The organism is Cryobacterium sp. M15 (assembly GCF_002929675.1).
GTDB classification, from domain to species: Bacteria; Actinomycetota; Actinomycetes; order Actinomycetales; family Microbacteriaceae; genus Cryobacterium; species Cryobacterium lyxosi.
Map to the genome: position 1 here is coordinate 25,425 of NZ_PJJW01000041.1, position 18,542 is coordinate 43,966.

Below are 18,542 nucleotides of genomic sequence, written 5' to 3' on the forward strand. Positions count from 1 at the left end.
ACTTGCCCCGCTATCAACTACCCGTGGTGAACTTCCAGATGCTCGTCGAGACGGGGTTGCCAGCCAGGTCACGCACCATCGTGGTGCCGCCAGTGACCGTGACGGTGAAACTGGTCCTGGCTGCGAGCGTGGAACCGGGGTTCAGGATCCACTTGTTGGTCGTGCCACTGCGTGAAACGACGCCGGTGATCCGTGCGCCGGTCACGGTATTCTTCAGCGTGAAAGTGGATGCGGCAACTCCGGCCATCCCCTCACTGAACGTCGCCGAGATGCTCGCGGTACGACTAACGCCTGTGGCCCCGCTGGAGGGGGTACGGATGGTGATCGTCGGCGCCGGCCCGGTCGTGAAGCTCCACCCCGTCGACACGAGCGGATTGCCCGCCCCGTCGCGGATCGCGGTAGCTCCCCCGGTGAGGCTGACAGCGTATTTCGTGTCGGGGGCGAGACTCGCGCTCGGGTTGAGGGTGGCAATTCGCGTCGCCGCGTCATAGCTGACCGCGGCGGAGACAGTCGTACCGGCAGCGTTTTTTAGTCGCATCGTGGTCGGCGAGACTCCCTGCACGGCTTCGCTGAATGTTGCCGTCGTATTGGCGGTCTGCGCGACCCGGGTGGCCAGGCTCACCGGCGATTTCGCCGCGACCGTGGGAGCCATCGTGTCGGTTCCTCCGATTGTTCCGGTCACGATGAGGTCGTCAAATTTGGCGGCGTCGTTCTTGCTACCGAAGCCGACTCGGCCGGAAGAGAACGTCGCGTCGACAGCTGCCGCGAGGAGGGTGGTGCCACGAAAAACGCGAATGGCCGCACCCTGCCGTTCGATGCGAATGGAGTAGAAGGTGTTTGCCGTGATCGTGGGGGTGAAGTCAGCGATCTGGACGGCAACACCACGCGAAACGCGAAACAGACCGTTGCTGGCGGCATCTTGTCCCTCGCTGAAGTTCGCGAAGTAATAGTTGAGCGCATCGCGGTAGTCGAAGACGATCGAGAAATCGTTCCACGGTGACGTTGAGGCCACGGTCATCCCGGTGGCCATGACCGAGAAATCCCCGGCCATCACTGTTTTCTGCAGGGCAAGGTTAGCGTTTGGCGCGGCGGCTGTCGACGGGGCTGTGAGCGAATACCGGCCCGACGCTACAGCCCACGTGCCGCCGCGAATCTCCGTGAAGTTCGCGGCCGACGAGGTGAATGTTTCGCGAATGGCCGCGACTTTCGGGACCACGGTGGTGGGGGCTGAAACCTGAGCGCTGGATCCGGACGAATTCTCTGCAGATACGGACACTGTGTAGGGCGTCCCGTTAGTGAGACCGTTGATTGTTGCAGTTCGTTCGCTTCCATCACCGGCCCACAGCCATTGGTCACCGGAAGGCGCAATGACAACCACGTGGTAGAGATCCACCACCGGCGCCCCGGTAGCAGGCCCGGCCCATCCTACGAACACGCGGGCATCGCCGGCAATCGCCGTGACGGCGGTCGGCGGGGAGGGTTTGACCACTGACACGATCGGGCTCAGAAATCCGCTGTTAGCGGTGTTCCAGTGGGTGGCGAGATAGTTCGACGCGGGCGGCGTGCCCGGGTAGTAGTAATCCTCGCTATGACAGTCGACGGCCGAGGCGAGCCCCGCACAGGTGAAGGTCAGCTGGCCGCCGAGGGCGAAATAGGGCCCCCCGTCGTCGTAACACATGAGGTCGTTCTCGTCGTAGCAGTGGCCGCCCTTGGTGGAGTGCGGCGCAGAATCCTGCACGGCACCAATGTTGTGGCCAATCTCGTGGGCGATCACGGGCATGTCCAGGTAAGCCGACATGGAATAGCGCGGCCGCGAATCGTTGTTGGCGTTGGCGGCGGCACTCGGCTGATCGTCGCCCGTCAGCTCGCCCTGACCGCCGTACGGGTAGACATCCTGAATCTGGTCGATGTAGGTGATGTACAAGCGGTCGTTCGCGATGTAATTCACCGGGCCCAGGCCTCGCTCGACCTGGTTCTGCATGCTTATCACATAGTCGTCGAAGGTGTACGTGCCATCCGTTCCGACCGGAGCCAGTGTCACGTTGCGCACCGTCACATCGGCACCATTCGTGCACAGAAAACGGTAATTCTGGCTGGTGGCGGCATCCACTGCCTCGAGGTTGTTGTTGACCTGCCGCATGATGTCGCGCAGCGGGGCGAGCATTTCGGCGAACCGGTTGGTGCGATCCTGCGGTACGCCGTAGATCACTTCGATGCGCTTGCCGCTCACGCCGCCCGCGCTGCACAACGCGGTCAGTTCCGACGCCGGAGCGGCGGCTACACGCTGCTCCTCCAAAGCAGATGTCTGCTTCAGCTTGGCCGCACCGCCGAAAGCAGCGAGAGGGTCGGGCCCGTGGCTGCACAGGGTGGTTTTGGCAACCGTGATCTTCAGGCGGGCGCAGAGTTTGGCCAGGTCGGGGGCGGTCCGCACGATGCTCGCGGTTGGGCCGGACCCGCTGGAAGCATCAGCGACATCGGTCGGCAACAGCGTAAACGAGGCGGCGATAGTGGCGAGCACGGCGAGCACGGCGAGCGCGGCGAGCGCACGACGAATGATGCGGGACGGCCTCGGAGCGCGAACGATTGTCATTCTCGTGTCCTTCCGGTGCTGGCCACGACATTGCCGTTACAGTAACGCGCTTCATCCGACCCGACAAGGCTTCACCGCGCCAGATCACAGTCGGGAGTGCTCGCGCAGCCAATCCATCGCGACCGCGCAGGCATCCAGAACGGCGATGTGCCCGTCTCGAGGCCGCAGCCACTACTCCGCCTCTGGCGTGTTCTGCAGCAGCCAGGTAGCGTGCGCGGGCGGCACCACACGATCCCGACCACCCTGCGCGTACAGCACGGGGGTCACGATGTCGGCAACGCTGAAACCCCACGGCAGAACGAAGGCCAGGTCGTCATCGACGAGACCCTCGGTTCCGGCGGCGGAAGCGAGGCCGACATCACTTTCGGTCGATCCGCCGTAACTTGCCCTCCCGTAAGCCAACAGACGGATGCCCCGTGCGGCGGTCGCCGCCATGACCCGCCCAGACCCGCCCAGACCCGCCCAGAACGAGTCGATCATACGCTGGAGTGTGAGCGTCGACGCTGTCGGGCTCTCCCCGTCTGAGTCCGTCGATCAGAACGTGCGAAAGAATTGTGTGACCAGATTAGGACACTCGGGCACCGCATCCGTATTCCACGGGCAACTTAGCCACGATTCAGGAAGGAGAGGATCGCGCCCCGCTGCACCAAATCCCACCGAAGCTCAACTGATTTAGGTCGAGCCGATAAGCTCGGAGGTAGAAAATCACACATCGGGGGAACTATGGAATTTGCAGAACTAATAGGGGCATTGGCTCTCAAAGTACGAAACCAGCGCGGAGCAATTCAGACTGAAGAAGCTACCAAAAACGCTTTTATCATGCCCTTCATCTCGACCATCTTGGGCTACGACGTTTTCAATCCGTTGGAAGTCGTCCCCGAATTCACCGCCGATGTCGGCGTGAAAAAGGGCGAAAAGGTCGACTACGCGATTATGCGCGACGGCGAAGTCCAGATCCTTGTCGAATGTAAGAAGTCCACGGAAGCGTTGAAGATTGAACACGCCTCACAGTTGTTCCGCTACTTCGCAGTCACCAACGCGCGTATCGCCGTTCTCACAAATGGCGAGATTTACCAGTTTTACACGGACTTAGACGCGCCCAACCGTATGGATGAAAAGCCGTTTTTGGTTCTGGATTTGATGGACATCGACGAAACGCTGATTCCGGAACTGAGGAAACTGACCAAGGACGTTTTTGACCTCGACTCGATCATTAACTCGGCAGAGGAGCTCAAGTACATCGGTCAAATAAAGCGCACTATCGCGGCTCAGTTTACGGAGCCTGAAGACGACTGGATTCGATTTTTCACGACACGAGTTTACGACGGTGCTTTTACGCAAAAGATCCGTGAGCAATTTACGTCCCTGGTGGCAAAATCGACAAAGCAGTTCCTGAACGATCAGGTTAACGACCGATTGAAAACAGCGCTGGGCGGTTCGAATTTTTCGGGTGCAGCGTCAGAAGTGCGCGGCGAAGTCATTAACAGCCACGACATAGTTGAGATCGATCTCGCCCGAGACACCGAGATCGAGACGACTCTTGAAGAACTAGAGGGGTATCAAATCGTCAAAGCGATTGCCTGCAGCGAAGTAAAGCCACAGCGAGTGATGCATAGAGATTCAAAATCCTATTTCGCAGTGCTTCTCGATGACAACAATCGCAAGCCGGTGGCGCGACTTCATTTTAATGGACGGAAGCAGAAGTACCTTGGAGTCTTCGACGCCGACAAGGTCGAGACTCGCCACCCTATCGACACCCTTGACGAGATATACCTCTTCGCGAAGGACATTCGCGAAACGATTAAGAGCTACCAGAACTAAATAATTTGACGCCATGCCAGGCGCCAGAGGGTGGGAGCCATGATGATTCACCGGTACTGGCGCATCCTGCTTGTCGCGCCGGTAATCGGGTTTCTGCTGGGGGCAGGTGTGTTCGGGGTGATAGCCCTCGGCGGTAATCCCTACATACGAACCGGCCAGAGCGCCGGGGGTGTCGTTCCGGCGATTCTGGCCTACGGCGCCGTCGGTCTCGTGGTGAGCGGCGCCGCGCTGATCGGCGGCTTCGTTCTGGTCGGCTGCCTCGACCGGCACCTCACGACATCATCGGGCACTCGCACGGTACTGGCCGCTCTCGGTGCGGCCGGCGGCGTGCTGATGGTGGGGATCGTGTTGGGGATTGTGCTGGGCACGATTGGAAACGGCGGTTGGTCCTACCTGCTGGTCATTATCAGCCTGGTCGTCGCTACCGTGGCGGGCAGCGTGGCTGCGATTCTGGTTTACCGGGCCGAGCGACGCGAGCGCACCCGGCCAGGTCGAGTCGCGCATCCGCTGCCCAGTGCCTGGGTGGACTTCTAGACCGTAGGGTGGGCACATGGTAATTCGGCGCTATTGGCGCATCGCGGTGTTTGCACCGTTCGTGGGGTTTCTGCTCGCGGCGGGCGTGGCGGTCGTGATGACCGACGCCGGTAGTGGAGAAACCGAATTTCGGTTCTGGTTCGTCGTGCGTTCCATGGCGAACTACGGCGTGATTGGCTTCGTCATCGGGGCGGTCGCACTGTTGGGCGGGCTCGCCGCAATAGCGATTGCCGATCGGCACCTGACGAAATCGCGGCGCCTGCGCGTCACAGTGGCCGCATTCGGCGCGATGGGCGGTGTGGTGTTGCTGTCCGCGGCGATCGCGGCTGTGCTATCGGTGCTGGACGACGGACTGTATGCCGGCATCACCATAGCGTTCGGCCTGGCGTTCGGTGCGGCGGCCAGCGTCGTGGCGGCCGTCATGGTGCTCTATGCGGAAAGGCTGAGCCGCTAAGCCGCAGCGAACCGCTTCTGGGAACGCGCCTTGGCCTTTTTCGCCTCGATCTCCCGGTTTTTGGGTGGTGCGGCGCTCACGAGGTCTTCGAGCAGGTGCTGGGAGATGTGAGTGATCTCGTGCACTGCGCGGTCGAAGGCTTCTTGATTGGCTTTCGACGGGTGCGCCGACCCGCTGATCTTGCGCACGTATTGCAGCGCGGCCGCGTGCACTTCGTCGTCGGTCGCGGCGGGTTCAAAGTTACTCAGGACGTGAATGTTTCGGCACATGCCGTCAGGGTAATCAAGGCGTGCGCACCCTTCAAGACCCGGGCGTAGGATGCTCCTGCTTCGCCGGCTTCGACAGGAGACGTCCATGTCAGCAACCACAGCCAACCTGATCGCGCGACTGCGCGCTGCCGGTTGTGTCTTCGCCGAGGAGGAGGACCAGCTGCTGCTCTCGGTCCAGCAGTCGTCGGCCGAGCTCAACGCCATGGTCGACCATCGCGTCGGCGGATTTGTTATCGAAGGAGATGCCCATGACAGTCCCTCACACCGCACGCCCCGTTCGCGCCGCCCGCGGCACTGAATTGACCGCGAAAAGCTGGCAGACCGAGGGACCGCTGCGCATGCTTATGAACAACCTCGACCCGGACGTTGCCGAGCGCCCCGACGACCTCGTGGTCTACGGCGGTACGGGCAAGGCCGCCCGCAATTGGGAATGCTTCGACGCGATCGTGCGCACGCTTGAAACGCTGGAAAAAGACGAAACCCTGCTCGTCCAGTCGGGCAAACCGGTCGGCGTCTTTCGCACCCACGAGTGGGCGCCGCGCGTACTCATCGCCAACTCCAATCTCGTCGGCGACTGGGCTACCTGGCCCGAGTTTCGCCGCCTCGAGCACCTCGGGCTGACCATGTACGGGCAGATGACCGCCGGATCCTGGATCTATATCGGGACCCAGGGCATCCTGCAGGGCACCTACGAGACCTTCGGTGCCGTCGCTACCAAAAAATTCAATGGCACCCTGGCCGGCACCCTGACCCTGACCGGCGGGGCCGGCGGCATGGGCGGCGCACAGCCGCTCGCCGTCACCATGAATGACGGTGTCGTGCTCATCGTCGACGTCGACCCGGCCCGGCTGCAACGCCGCGTCGACCACGGCTATCTCGACGAGATGACCGACGATATCGACGAGGCGATCGCCCGGGTGCTCGCAGCCAGGACCGAACGCCGGGCCCTGTCGGTGGGCCTGGTCGGCAATGCCGCGACCGTATTCACGGAGCTGCTGGCCCGCCGGGTACCCATTGACATCGTCACCGACCAGACCAGCGCGCACGACCCGCTCTCCTACCTGCCCGAGGGCGTCACGGTCGACCAATGGCACAGCTACGCGGCCGAGAAACCGGACGAGTTCACCACGCGTGCCCGCGCCACGATGGCCAAGCAGGTGCAGGCCATGGTCGAATTTCAGGATGCCGGCGCTGAGGTCTTCGACTACGGCAACTCCATTCGCGCCGAGGCGCAGCTCGGCGGCTGCGAGCGAGCTTTCGATTTTCCCGGGTTTGTGCCCGCCTACATTCGTCCGCTGTTCACCGAGGGTAAAGGTCCGTTCCGCTGGGTGGCGCTCTCGGGCGACCCGGCCGATATCCTCGCCACCGACAGAGCCATTCTCGAACTGTTTCCCAACAACGCCGGGCTGCACCGCTGGATCACCAAAGCCCAGGAAAAGGTGGCGTTCGAAGGCCTGCCGGCGCGCATTTGCTGGCTCGGTTACCAGGAACGACACCGCGCCGGGCTGAAGTTCAACGAGATGGTCGCCTCCGGTGAACTCAGCGCGCCGATCGTGATCGGCCGCGACCACCTCGACTCCGGCTCGGTCGCCTCGCCCTATCGCGAAACGGAAGATATGAAGGACGGCTCCGACGCGATCGCCGACTGGCCGCTGTTGAACGCACTGCTGAACACCGCTTCCGGCGCGACCTGGGTATCCATTCACCACGGCGGTGGCGTGGGAATGGGCCGCAGCATCCATGCCGGGCAGGTGATCGTCGCCGACGGTACCGCGCTGGCCGCCGAGAAGATCGAGCGGGTGCTCACCAACGACCCGGGCACCGGGGTCATGCGTCACGTCGATGCCGGCTACGAGCGGGCCGAAGAGGTGGCCCGCGAGCGCGGCCTGCGCGTGCCCATGTGGGAAGAGTAAAAATGCCCCAGCAGCCTGCTGAACAAAACGGATGCTCCACCAGCCTCACCGAGGAATTCGCCGCAGCCGCGGACCGCGTGGCCGGAATCGACGCCCGTGAACAACTCGTGCGGGATCTGCGGTGACCGCGTTCTGGTGCGAATCCTTGCTGATCGACGGGGTCCACGTCGCAGGGATGCGGCTCGAAGTCGACCCGGCCGGTCGCATCACGCGCGTTCAGGTTGAGCCTGCGAAGGCGGCGGACATCCGCTTGCGAACGGTTGTGCCGGGGTTCGGTAATGCCCACTCGCACGCATTTCATCGGGCCTTGCGGGGCCAGACCCACGGGGATGGCGGTGATTTCTGGCTTTGGCGCGAGCGGATGTACCGGGTCGCCGCCCAGCTCGACCCGTCGAACTACCAGGCGCTGGCTACCGCGGTGTTTGCGGAGATGCTCGTGAGCGGGTACACGGCCGTCGGGGAGTTCCACTACGTGCATCACCGCGCGGACGGGGCACCGTATGAGCCAGCGCACGCTATGGAACTGGCGCTTGCGGCGGCGGCGCGGGCCGTGGGCATCCGTTTGGTGCTACTCGACACGCTCTATTTGACGGGCGGCATCGGTCGGGAACTGGCACCGGAGCAACGCGCGTTCAGCGACGGAAGTGCCGCCGGGTGGCTGGCCCGCTGGCAGTCGCTGCGCGCGCAGCTCGCGGGCGACGACCTGGTGACCCTCGGGGCGGCTCTGCACTCGGTGCGGGCCGTCACGCCCGACGCGATGCGAGAGGTGCTCGCAGGGCTGCCACGAGAGGTCGCCCTACATATCCATCTCTCGGAGCAGCCGCTGGAGAACAGGGACTGCCTGGCCGCCTACGGCCTGACCCCGACCGGCCTACTCGAGTCGGTCGGGGCACTCGCGCCACGCCTGAGTGTCGTGCACGCTACGCACCTCAGCGACACCGACCGGGCCCTGCTCGGTGACGCCGGCGTGACCGTGGTGATGTGCCCGACCACCGAGGCCGACCTCGGCGACGGCGTCGGCCCGGCGCACGCCCTCGCCACGGCCGGTTCGCCGATTGCGCTCGGCTCCGATCAAAACTCGGTCATCGACCCATTCCTGGAGATGCGCGGCCTCGAAATGGGTGAACGACTCGTCTCGAAGCAGCGCGGACGTTTCGCCCCCGCCGCTTTGTTGGCAGCCGCGTCGACCGCCGGCTATGCCGCCCTTGGACTCGGACGCCACCGGCTGCAACCGGGTGATCTATGCGATCTTGTCGAGATCAGCACGACCGGGGTGCGCACGGTCGGCTCCCTTGCCGGGCAACTGCCGCTGACCGCCACGGCCTCCGATGTACTGCGCGTTTTCGTGGGCGGACGACTGGTAGCCGAGTGTGGCCAGCTGATCGGCGGCGAGCGGCCGGCAGCACTGATGACCGACGCGCTCGCTAGGGCCTGTAAATCAACAACACGCGTAGTTCAGGGTTGATCTGCTGGGCTTACGGTGTAGTTCCAGTCGCCGTGGAAGCCATGTTTGGTGAGGTGTTGGGTTTCCAGGTCTGCCATCTCGCGGTCGGTGATCTTGATGCTTTTGGGGTAGATCGTGTCGTCGAGTCTGGCTGTGACGGTTAGGCCTGTACGGGTAGTGGTACCGGCAATGAGGTTGACGATGACTTCGTGGCTGGTTAGCGGCTGGCCGGCCGCTAGGTACTCTTCGACCGCGGCGTTGGTGTGGGCGAACTGGGGATCCCGGTCCGGGTGACGGCCACCCTCGATGGTCTTGGCGTTGCCCTGCAGGCTGAAACTCTCCTCCCGCAGCAGGCCCGCCACGGTCGGCGCGGACACCCCGTGACCCTGCTCGGCCAGCTCGTCGGCCAGGTGGCACAGACTCTTCGATCTCCACGGCAACCGGATTCACGCCGCGAAGGCGGGACCGTCATGAGATCTCAAGAGTCGACGTCACCAGCGCCCCAGGGCAGTCCCGTGGCGACCTTGAGCATTGTGCGCCTGTCGACCTTGGTGGCCCGTTGTCGGGTGACAGCGGGGACCTCGATCGCGCACTACTGCCACACCGCGCGGAAGCCGGGTCTTGACTCCCGGATGACCATTTCTAGCTCAAGGTTTTCTCAAGGTCGGCCGAGCAAGGTTGCCCCGTGGATCACCACACCCGTGACCAAGCCACTCCGCCCTGATTTGTTCCAGCTCAGAGGTTCGGCTTGACCTCAGCACACCATCAATGCCGTTACAGGGAGACCGATGAACATTTCTATGAGAGCTCGCGTCGGCATGGGGGTGGTGCTCGCTTATGGCGGCACGGCCTGGCTCCACGGGCTTCACGCAGCCTCTGCCCAGCAAGACTGGAGTTCGGGCACCTCAGCGGTGCACTTCCTTCGGGACGGGACATTGTCGCTTGTGCTAGTGGTCCCGGCCGTCCTGGTCGTGTTCGCGATGATCGCTCGCCTGCGGCCGGCATCTCGGATGATCTCCTTGGCTCGCGCCACGGTCGCGGTCGTCGGTGTCACCACGGCTGTGTTCATGTCAGGTGCGATCGGCCACACGCTGATCTTCCCCTCCGAGCATGCCTCCGCCGCCCAGGCGGTTGCCTCAGCTGTCGCACCGGCTGCCCAGGCAGCTCCTGGCGCCAGTGTCGCACTTGGTGCCGTCCCGCCACCTGGCGCGCCAGGCGCCCCGGTCGCTGCCGCGACCAAGCCCGGGTTCCACCCGCACCAGCCCTCGGCGGCATGGTTGGCCAAGACGGGCCAAGCCAATGGCTCCGCCAAAGCCGCTGCCGACCCGCACGCTGCCCACAACGGCGCCGCTGAGGCTCCTACCGCTGCCGCCGCCGCTGCCGACCCGCACGCTGCGCACAACGGCGGCGCCTCTTCCGCTGGCACTACTGGCGCAGCGGTAGCCGAATCGGCCACGGGCGGCCACATGGAGTCGACCTCGGGTGCTGCACTCTTCGAGCACGGAGCCATCGAGGCCGCTCGCGTGTTCCCGGTGCTTCTGCTCCTCGCCCTGGCAGGCCTCGTCCTGGGCATGCGCCGAAGCGATGACGTCACCGGTGGGTATGCCCCGAAGCCGGTCCGGCGTACCCGGTCTGTCGTGGCCCCGACGCCGACACGGCGTGCCCGGTCTGTCGTGGCCCCGACGCCACGCCGCTCTCGCCTGGTCATCGCCGTGGCGGCGGGCGGTGTCGTCGTGATGACGACTTCCGCTCTGATGGGTTCCTCTTCGGCGACAGCTGTCATTGGCGATCCGATCACCCCGGCCAACGGGGTCTGCCCGGCCGGTGCCCGCGCTATTGAGTACGACCTGGCCGCCTTCCAGGTGACCATCCCTCTCAACGGCTGGGGCGACAAGCTGCCCAACGGCCTGATGTATGCCCTCAAGAACGCCGACGCAAGGGTGAACAAGGAAAAAATCCTTGCCAACCCCAACCTCACCCAGCCGCTCGTCGTGCGCGCCAACGTCGGTGACTGCGTATCCGTCAAGGTACGCAACGACATCGCGGGCCGGCGAATCGGTCTGTCCACCCAGGGCCTCGTTCAAGCGGACGTGAAGACCTCCGACGGCGCGCGGGTGGGCCTAAACCCGGACACGACCATCTCCACGGGCACCGAGCGCACCTACACCTGGTACGCCGACCGGGAGGGCGAGGCGCCGCTGTATGACAACGCCAACCTCGACCCGAACGACCCGAAGCACACCTCCGTCCAGAACGGCCTATACGGCGCGGTCGTCGTGCACCCGAAGGACTCGACCTGGCACAATCAGATCACCGGGGCCGACCTGCTCATGGGCGGGCGCGCCGTCGAGTCCCAGCTGTTCGCCGACATCCGGGCAGGCGCGGCCTCGACTCGTTCGGCCGTCATGATCTTCCTCGACGAGAACGAGGGCGTCCTGGACCGGGACGGGAAGCAACCGACCTTTCCGACGACCGGGCTGAAGGACTCGAGCTTCGGCATCAACTACCGCTCGGAGCCGCTGCGCAACCGGCTGCGGGCCATCCTCGAGCACCGTGGAACCGTCACTCCGGAGAACCCGGGTGGCGTGGCCAAGACCATCACGCTCCCCAACGGCAAGACCTATGCTCCAACTGACAACTTCTGCAACGGCTACGTGCCCGAGCTCGGCAAGGTCGTCGACGACCCCGGCGCCAAGTGCATGGGCGAGGAGTCCCACCTGCAGTCGTGGGTCTTCGGCGACGAGGGCAAGCTGACCCGAACCGTCGACGGCGTGAAGGTCACCGATTCGGACAACCTGATCCCGAAGGGGTACGTCGGTGACCCGCTGAAGTTCCACGTCGTCCACCCGGGCGCCAAGGAGACCCACCCATGGCACCAGCACACCCAGCGCTGGAACGCCGACCCGAAGAACGCGAAGTCACCACTGAACGACGTCCAGTCGTTTGGCCCACATGAGGCTCGGGAGCTGAAGATTGAGGGAGGTGCCGGCGGCACCCAGGGCACGGTCGGTGACACGATCTTCCACTGCCACCTCTACCCGCACTTCGCCCAGGGTTTCTGGGGCCACCTGCGCATCTTCGACAAGTTGCGCGACGGCACGGCACAGTATGCCGACGGCACTCCCCTGGAGGCACTGCAGGAGCTGCCGAACCGTGCAGGCGCCACGGCGGCCCCGACCGCAGCACAGCCCGGTTTTCCACTGTTCGTCAAGGGTGACGTCGGCCAGCGTGCCTACCGTCCGCCGAACGCGGTGGTCAAGGACACCTTCGCTGCTATTCGTCGCCCCGGCGACGCCCCCCGTGGCCCGACCGCGCTTGAGGCCGCAGGGATGCCTGCTCTTGACCCGGACAAGCCCGGCAACGGCTACATCGACCCGTGTCCGACAACTGCACCAACACGGGTCTACCGGCCACACGTCATCGACACCCCAATCACCTACAACTCCGCGGGCTGGAAGGACAAGCAGGGAAGGGTCTACGTGGAGGAATCCGATGCGGTCGCTGTGCGGACAGGACAGAAGGCACCCGAGCCGTACACCATCCGGTCCAGGGTTGGTGAGTGCGTTCAGCTGTTCACCACCAATGACCTGCACCTCGACGAGAATCCCGACGTCCCCCTCGACCACGTGAACCGCCTCGACGGTGATTACATGGCCACCGAGGAGACGTCCGAGGTCTCGACACACGTGCACCTGGTCAAGTTCGACCAGGTTGCCTCCGACGGCACCAGCGTGGGCTGGAACTACAGCTCCTCGGCGATGCCTGGCCAGACCTACGGCTACCGGTGGTTCGTGGACACAGCCCTGCGGACGACCTTCTTCCACGACCACCAGTACGCCAACCTGCACCAGCAGAAGGGCCTCTATGCCGCGATGAACGTCGAGCCCGCTGACGCCACGTGGCACGATCCGAAGACTGGTGCTGCGACGAACGGGGTCGGCCCCATGGCCGATATCCGCTCAGCCAGCGGCCCGGACTTCCGGGAGATGACCATCTTCTACTCCGACCGAACGCCCATGTGGAAGGACGACGGCACTGGTCCACCGATCAACCCACCTTCGGCACCGGACAACTACGGCCAGGACCAGGGCGGCTACTCGATCAACTACAAGAACGCCCCGTTCCAGATCCGGACGAAACCTGGGGTTCACGGCGCTAAGGGCGACCCCGCGTACACCTACTCATCTGCGGTCAACGGCGATCCCGATACGCCGCTCCTGAGGGCGTACTCGAAGGACCCTGTGGTCATCCGCAACGTGGCTGGCTCCCACGAGGAGATGCACGAGTTCAACCTTCACGGTCACCGTTGGCTGAATGAGCCGGACAATCCCCTGTCTCGGACGGTCGACACCCAGACCCTCTCGCTCGCGGAGTACTTCAACTACGAGTTGCAGGGCTCGCAGGTGGTCAAGACCAACCCCGGTGCTGCAGCAACAGTCGCCAAAGCCTCGAACAGCGTCGCCAACGGCACCCCGTCGATCCTGCAGGACGGCGCCGGTTCCCCCGGTGACTACCTGTATGGCTCCCCGTTGCTTGAGGACCAGTGGATGGGGATGTGGGGTCTGTTCCGGGTCCCCAAGAATGCGGTCCCCGACCTCCAGCCGCTGCCCGACCGGGCAGCTCCTGGAAGTGGCGACGCGTGGCCAGCCCTGAAGCCCGGTGACGCGCTCAAGGTTGCTCCAACAGGATCACTGGGTTCGGTCACCCCGTGCCCGACAGGGTCAAGGGCGGTCGCTGTCAACGTGTCGGCCATCGCCAAGGACATCGTGTATAACGCGAAGTCAGGTGACCACGACCCGTACGGCACGATGTTCGTGCGGAGCGAGGATGTGACCAAGGTTCGCACGGGTGCCATGAAGACCGAGCCCCTGGTGATCCGAGCGAATGTGGGTGACTGCGTCACGGTGACGCTCAAGAACGAGCTGCCGCGGACGCCCGCAGCACACACCGGTGACCTACCGTTGCCTGCGGACGTGACGAACTTCCCACGTTCCAACCGGGTGTCCATGCACCCAAACCTGTTGACCTACAACGTCATTGATTCCGACGGGGCGACGGTCGGGTACAACTACGACCAGACCGTCGCGCCAGGAATTACGACAAAGTACACGTGGTATGTCCATGCCGCGGTCGAGGACGGCGCAGCGAACCTGCTCGACTTCGCTGACCGGCGTGGGAGTCGCCACCACGGATCCTACGGGTCGCTGTTGATCGAGCCAAAGGGCTCGACATACGTCAACCCCAACTCCGGGGTTGCGATCACCTCGGGCGCACAGGCCAACGTCACCTACACCGACTCCGCCGGCGTCAAACGCAGCTTCCGCGAGGCTGTGCTCAACTGGGTCGACGGTCTGATCCTGCGAGACAAGGCCGGGGCCATCCTCCCCTACCCAGCGGAGGGCGAACCCAGCGACCAGGGGCACCGGGGCATCAACTACACGACCGAGCGTTTCGCCCCTCGCCTGGCGAAGGACCCAGAGGTGGCCAACGTCATGTCGTCGGTGGTGCACGGCGACCCGGCCACACCGCTCGTGCGGGCCTATGTCGGAGACGAGACGCACCTGCGGCTCGTATCGGGTGGTGACCGCGACCGGCCACACACCTTCAGCCTGAACGGGCACGGGTGGCGCTACCAGCCAAGCGACCCGAACGCGATGATCAAGACAGCTGAGGGCGGTCTGCTCACAGGCAACGCCTTCAACTACAACCTGCTCGGTGGGGCCGGTGGACGCCAGAAGCTTCCCGGGGACTACCTCTACCGGGACGGCGGTCTGGAGAACCAGGTCAACCAGGGCCTGTGGGGCATCTTCAGGGTGGAGGGCTCGCCCAAGGCGGACCTCAAGCCTCTCCAGTAGTCCATCCATTGTGAGAACAGCGTGAGAACGTGAGCCGGCGGCACCTCGGGTGCCGCCGGCTCACGCGCGTTGCTGGGCGCGCTGGACCCAGGAGTGCCACCGAGTGCCACCGAGTGGGGCCCTCGGGCCGGATATCCTGAACGTCGTGTCCTCAGAGCGCACGCCGCATTCCACACGCCCAGAAAACAACGCGGCGAACTTGACCGCCAACGACTCTTCGACCTCCACGGCAACCGACGCAGCATGACAATGAAACCCAAAACGGCCTACGTCTAAGTTATTTACTCACGCGCTCGTTAGGCTCGAAAGATGACTGCGGCCGAGCCTGACGGTACCGAGCTTGTGACGGGTATCGGTGAGCTGACCACCCACGACGAATCGGGCGAACGACGCCGCGACGCCGCCCTCGTGATCGGCGCGGGTCGCATTCTCTGGATCGGCGCCGCGGCGAAGGCTCCCGCGGCCGATCGTCGAACGGATGTCGACGGCCGCGCGGTTCTGCCCGGCTGGGTCGACACGCATACTCATCTCGTGTTCGGCGGCGACCGTTCGGCGGAGTTCGAGGCCCGCATGGCCGGCGACCCCTATGCCGCGGGCGGCATCAACACGACCGTCGCCGCCACGCGGGCCGCGACCGAGGAACAGCTCGTGGCAACGGCACGGCGTTTGCGCCACGAGGCCGAAGTGCAGGGCACCACCTTTCTCGAAACAAAGACCGGATACGGGCTCGATGTCGAAAGCGAAACACGTTCGGCGCGCGCTGCTGCCCAGGTGGCCGATGTCGTGACCTTTCTCGGCGCCCACATCGTGCCCGTCGGGATAGACCGTCGCACGTACCTCGATCTCGTGACCGGGCCGATGCTCACTGCCGTGCGACCTTATGTGCAGTTCATCGACGCGTTCTGCGAGCAGGGCGCGTTCGACGTGGAGGAAACCCGGGAGGTGCTGCTGGCCGGCCGGGCCGCCGGCCTGGGAATCCGTATGCACGGCAACCAGCTCGGTTTCAGCGGTGGCGTGCGACTCGCCGCCGAGCTGGGCGCCGCGAGCGTCGACCACTGCAACTACCTGGAGCCGGCCGACATCGACGCGTTGGCCGCGGGAACGACGGTGGCCACCCTGCTGCCGGCCTGCGACCTGTCGACGCGGCAGCCGTTTCCGCCGGCTCGACGACTGCTCGACGCCGGCGTGACCATCGCCTTGGCGACCAACTGCAATCCGGGGACCTCCTACACAACGTCGATGCCGTTTTGCGTGGCGACGGCCGTGCTGCAAATGGGCCTGACCGTGGGCGAGGCCGTCTGGGCGGCGACGCGCGGTGCGGCCCGGTCGCTCGGCCAAGACCAGGGAGCGGATACCGTCGGCTCCCTGCAGGTCGGCGGCCGCGCCGACCTGCAGGTTCTGAACGCTCCCTCGATTTCGCACCTGGCCTACCGCCCCGGGGTTCCCTTGACCGGCGCCGTCTGGAGGCACGGGCTACGCCGTGGTTCGTGAGGACGGCATCCCCCGCGCGCCCGCGCGCAAACTACGCTGGGGGGATGACCTCTGGCCCGAGCACACCTCCCCTGGCATACAAGAAGCCGCAAAATCGCGAACACCACGGCGACGTCTATATCGACGACTACGAGTGGTTGCGCAACAAGGACAGCCCCGAGGTCATCGCCCACCTCGAGGCGGAGAACAGCTACACGGATGCCCGCACCGCCCACCAGGAACCGCTCCGGCAGCAGATTTTCAACGAGATCAAAAACCGCACCCAGGAGACCGACCTGAGTGTTCCGGTGCGCCGGGGAAACTACTGGTACTACACCCGCACGGTCGAGGGCCAGGAGTACGGCATTCACTGTCGCGCGCCCATCAGTAGCCCGAGCGACTGGGCCGCTCCCCTCATCAGCGGCGGCGACCAGATCGGCCTGACCGGCGAGCAGATCCTGCTCGATGACAACGTTGAAGCCGAAGGCCACGAGTTCTTTTCGCTCGGCAGCTTCGACCTCAGCGACGACGGCACCCAACTGCTATACGCCGTCGATGTCGAGGGCGACGAACGCTATACGATTCGGGTACGCGTCATCGCGACCGGCGAGAACCTGCCAGACACTATCCCGAACACGAGCGCCGGCGCCCTGTTCGACCCAAGTGGACGCTACCTTTTTTACACCACCGTCGACGACGCCTGGCGCCCCGACACCGTCTGGCGGCACGAAATCGGCGCCGCACGAACCACTGACACCAGCATCTTTCACGAACCCGATGAACGGTTCTGGGTCGGCATCGGCATCACTCGCAGCCGCAAATTCCTCATGATCGAGGCCGGCTCCAGCGTCACCACCGAATCCTGGCTGCTCGATGCGAGCGACCCCACCGGTGACTTCACCGTGGTCTGGCCCCGGCACGACCACACCGAATACGATGTTGAGCACGCCATCATCAACGGTGAAGACCGCCTGCTGATCGTGCATAACGGCGGCGGCGCGGTCAATTTCGAGCTGGTCAGCGTCGCAGTAGAAGATCCGCGGGGCACCCAGCGGATGCTGCTGCCGCATGACCCACAGATCCGCCTCGAAAGCGTCGACGCGTTCGCTGACTTTTTGGTCGTGGAGTACCGCCGGGACGGCCTCACCCGGATCGCCATCGATCGGCACGACGAGAGCGGACTGACCGAGCTCGACTTCGACGAGCCGTTGTTCGCCGTCGGCTCGGCCGGCAACCCGGAGTGGACGCAGCCGACCATTCGATTCGGCTTCACGAGCTTCGTCACCCCGTCAACGGTGTACGACCTCGTCGTGGCTACCGGCGAGCGCCGCTTGCTCAAGCAGCAGCCGGTGCTCGGCGGTTATGACCCCACGCTGTACGAACAGCGCCGTGAGTGGGCGACCGCCGAAGACGGCACCCAGGTACCCATCTCGCTGGTCTACCGCCGCGACCTCATCCTGCCCGGCACCCCGGCACCGACACTGCTCTACGGCTATGGATCGTACGAGCACAGCATCGACCCCGGATTCGGTATCGCCCGGCTCAGCCTGCTCGACCGCGGCATGATCTTCGCCATCGCGCACGTGCGCGGCGGCGGCGAACTCGGCCGAACCTGGTACGAAACCGGCAAGACCCTGACCAAGCGCAACACCTTCACCGACTTCGTCAGTTGCGCCCGGCACATCATCGACGCGGGCTATACGACCCCCGACCAACTGGTCGCCGAGGGCGGCAGCGCCGGCGGGCTGCTCATGGGCGCCGTGGCGAACCTCGCGCCCGAGCTGTTCGCCGGCATCCTCGCCGAGGTTCCATTTGTCGACGCCCTCACCTCGATTCTCGATCCCTCACTGCCGCTCACCGTGATCGAGTGGGACGAGTGGGGCGATCCCCTGCACGATGCCGAGGTGTACGCCTACATGAAGTCGTACTCCCCGGTCGAGAACGTGCGCGCCGTCGCCTACCCGCATATTCTTGCCGTGACCAGCCTGAACGATACCCGCGTTCTCTACGTCGAGCCGGCGAAATGGGTCGCTAAGCTCCGGGAAGTCGGAGCGGATGCTCTACTCAAGACCGAAATGTCGGCCGGCCACGGCGGCGTCTCCGGTCGCTACAGCGCGTGGCGTGAGCGCGCGTTCAACTACGCCTGGGTGCTGGGCACCGCCGGTCTGAATCCGTCAGAGAGCGACAGCTAG

The 18,542-nt window shown here is 64.5% G+C and carries 13 protein-coding genes and 2 pseudogenes; 10 read left to right on the forward strand and 5 right to left on the reverse strand.

The genetic code is table 11. From position 1 onward, the window contains the following. Positions 1-13 precede the first annotated feature (13 nt). Both CXY83_RS15125 and CXY83_RS15130 read right to left on the reverse strand, forming a co-directional pair. Entirely contained in the window at positions 14-2,590 is a 2,577-nt protein-coding gene (locus tag CXY83_RS15125) for an Ig-like domain-containing protein (RefSeq protein WP_104198145.1), read from the reverse strand. Positions 2,591-2,761: 171 nt separating this feature from the next. After that, positions 2,762-3,070, reverse strand: coding sequence for a hypothetical protein (locus CXY83_RS15130; protein WP_104198146.1), 309 nt, complete (start codon positions 3,068-3,070; stop codon positions 2,762-2,764). 243 nt (positions 3,071-3,313) lie between these two features. Here CXY83_RS15130 and CXY83_RS15135 point away from each other — a divergent pair, with 243 nt between their 5' ends. From CXY83_RS15135 to CXY83_RS15145, 3 genes are read left to right on the forward strand one after another with little or no spacing between them, the layout of a single operon-like run. Then, complete coding sequence (locus CXY83_RS15135; RefSeq protein ID WP_104198147.1) at positions 3,314-4,411, forward strand: type I restriction endonuclease; 1,098 nt, start codon at positions 3,314-3,316, stop codon at positions 4,409-4,411. Between the two features lie 39 nt (positions 4,412-4,450). After that, positions 4,451-4,945, forward strand: a complete 495-nt coding sequence (locus tag CXY83_RS15140; protein WP_104198148.1) for a hypothetical protein — start codon at positions 4,451-4,453, stop codon at positions 4,943-4,945. A 16-nt stretch (positions 4,946-4,961) separates the two neighbouring features. Next, positions 4,962-5,399: a hypothetical protein gene (locus CXY83_RS15145; protein ID WP_104198149.1), complete on the forward strand. Its 438-nt coding sequence runs from the start codon at positions 4,962-4,964 to the stop codon at positions 5,397-5,399. Here CXY83_RS15145 and CXY83_RS15150 read toward each other — a convergent pair. After that, complete coding sequence (locus tag CXY83_RS15150; RefSeq protein WP_104198150.1) at positions 5,396-5,668, reverse strand: DUF2277 domain-containing protein; 273 nt, start codon at positions 5,666-5,668, stop codon at positions 5,396-5,398. The genes CXY83_RS15145 and CXY83_RS15150 overlap by 4 nt on opposite strands. 85 nt (positions 5,669-5,753) lie before the next feature. Here CXY83_RS15150 and CXY83_RS17475 point away from each other — a divergent pair, with 85 nt between their 5' ends. Genes CXY83_RS17475 through CXY83_RS15160 form a run of 4 tightly spaced genes read left to right on the forward strand, consistent with a single transcriptional unit; the run spans position 5,754 to position 9,046 of the window. Next, positions 5,754-5,966, forward strand: coding sequence for a hypothetical protein (locus CXY83_RS17475; RefSeq protein WP_134572531.1), 213 nt, complete (start codon positions 5,754-5,756; stop codon positions 5,964-5,966). After that, entirely contained in the window at positions 5,917-7,581 is a 1,665-nt protein-coding gene (hutU, locus tag CXY83_RS15155; RefSeq protein WP_104198151.1) for a urocanate hydratase, read from the forward strand. The genes CXY83_RS17475 and hutU overlap by 50 nt, the downstream gene beginning before the upstream one ends. Positions 7,582-7,583: 2 nt before the next feature. Further along, a complete protein-coding gene (locus tag CXY83_RS18385) occupies positions 7,584-7,706 on the forward strand; it encodes a hypothetical protein (protein WP_255408782.1) in 123 nt (40 codons plus the stop codon). Then, positions 7,703-9,046 carry a formimidoylglutamate deiminase gene (locus CXY83_RS15160; protein ID WP_104198152.1) on the forward strand — a complete coding sequence of 448 codons (1,344 nt, stop codon included), beginning with the start codon at positions 7,703-7,705 and terminating at the stop codon, positions 9,044-9,046. Before CXY83_RS18385 ends, CXY83_RS15160 begins: the two co-directional genes overlap by 4 nt. Here the strand turns inward: CXY83_RS15160 and CXY83_RS18655 are convergent. Both CXY83_RS18655 and CXY83_RS18660 read right to left on the reverse strand, forming a co-directional pair. Continuing rightward, positions 9,037-9,255: pseudogene (locus tag CXY83_RS18655) on the reverse strand (ISAzo13 family transposase); the annotation flags it as partial. The gene CXY83_RS15160 and the pseudogene CXY83_RS18655 overlap by 10 nt on opposite strands. Positions 9,256-9,287: 32 nt before the next feature. Continuing rightward, positions 9,288-9,447, reverse strand: a pseudogene (locus CXY83_RS18660) (ISAzo13 family transposase); the annotation flags it as partial. Positions 9,448-9,813: 366 nt separating this feature from the next. On the opposite strand from CXY83_RS18660, the gene CXY83_RS15170 reads away from it, so the two are divergent. The 3 genes from CXY83_RS15170 to CXY83_RS15180 all read left to right on the forward strand — a co-directional run bounded on the left by CXY83_RS15170 (position 9,814) and on the right by CXY83_RS15180 (position 18,542). Further along, positions 9,814-14,880 carry a multicopper oxidase domain-containing protein gene (locus CXY83_RS15170; RefSeq protein ID WP_104198154.1) on the forward strand — a complete coding sequence of 1,689 codons (5,067 nt, stop codon included), beginning with the start codon at positions 9,814-9,816 and terminating at the stop codon, positions 14,878-14,880. A gap of 309 nt (positions 14,881-15,189) precedes the next feature. Beyond that, on the forward strand, positions 15,190-16,371 hold the full coding sequence (gene hutI, locus CXY83_RS15175) for an imidazolonepropionase (RefSeq protein ID WP_104198155.1): 1,182 nt from the start codon (positions 15,190-15,192) through the stop codon (positions 16,369-16,371). A 44-nt stretch (positions 16,372-16,415) separates the two neighbouring features. Next, positions 16,416-18,542 carry a S9 family peptidase gene (locus CXY83_RS15180; RefSeq protein ID WP_104198156.1) on the forward strand — a complete coding sequence of 709 codons (2,127 nt, stop codon included), beginning with the start codon at positions 16,416-16,418 and terminating at the stop codon, positions 18,540-18,542.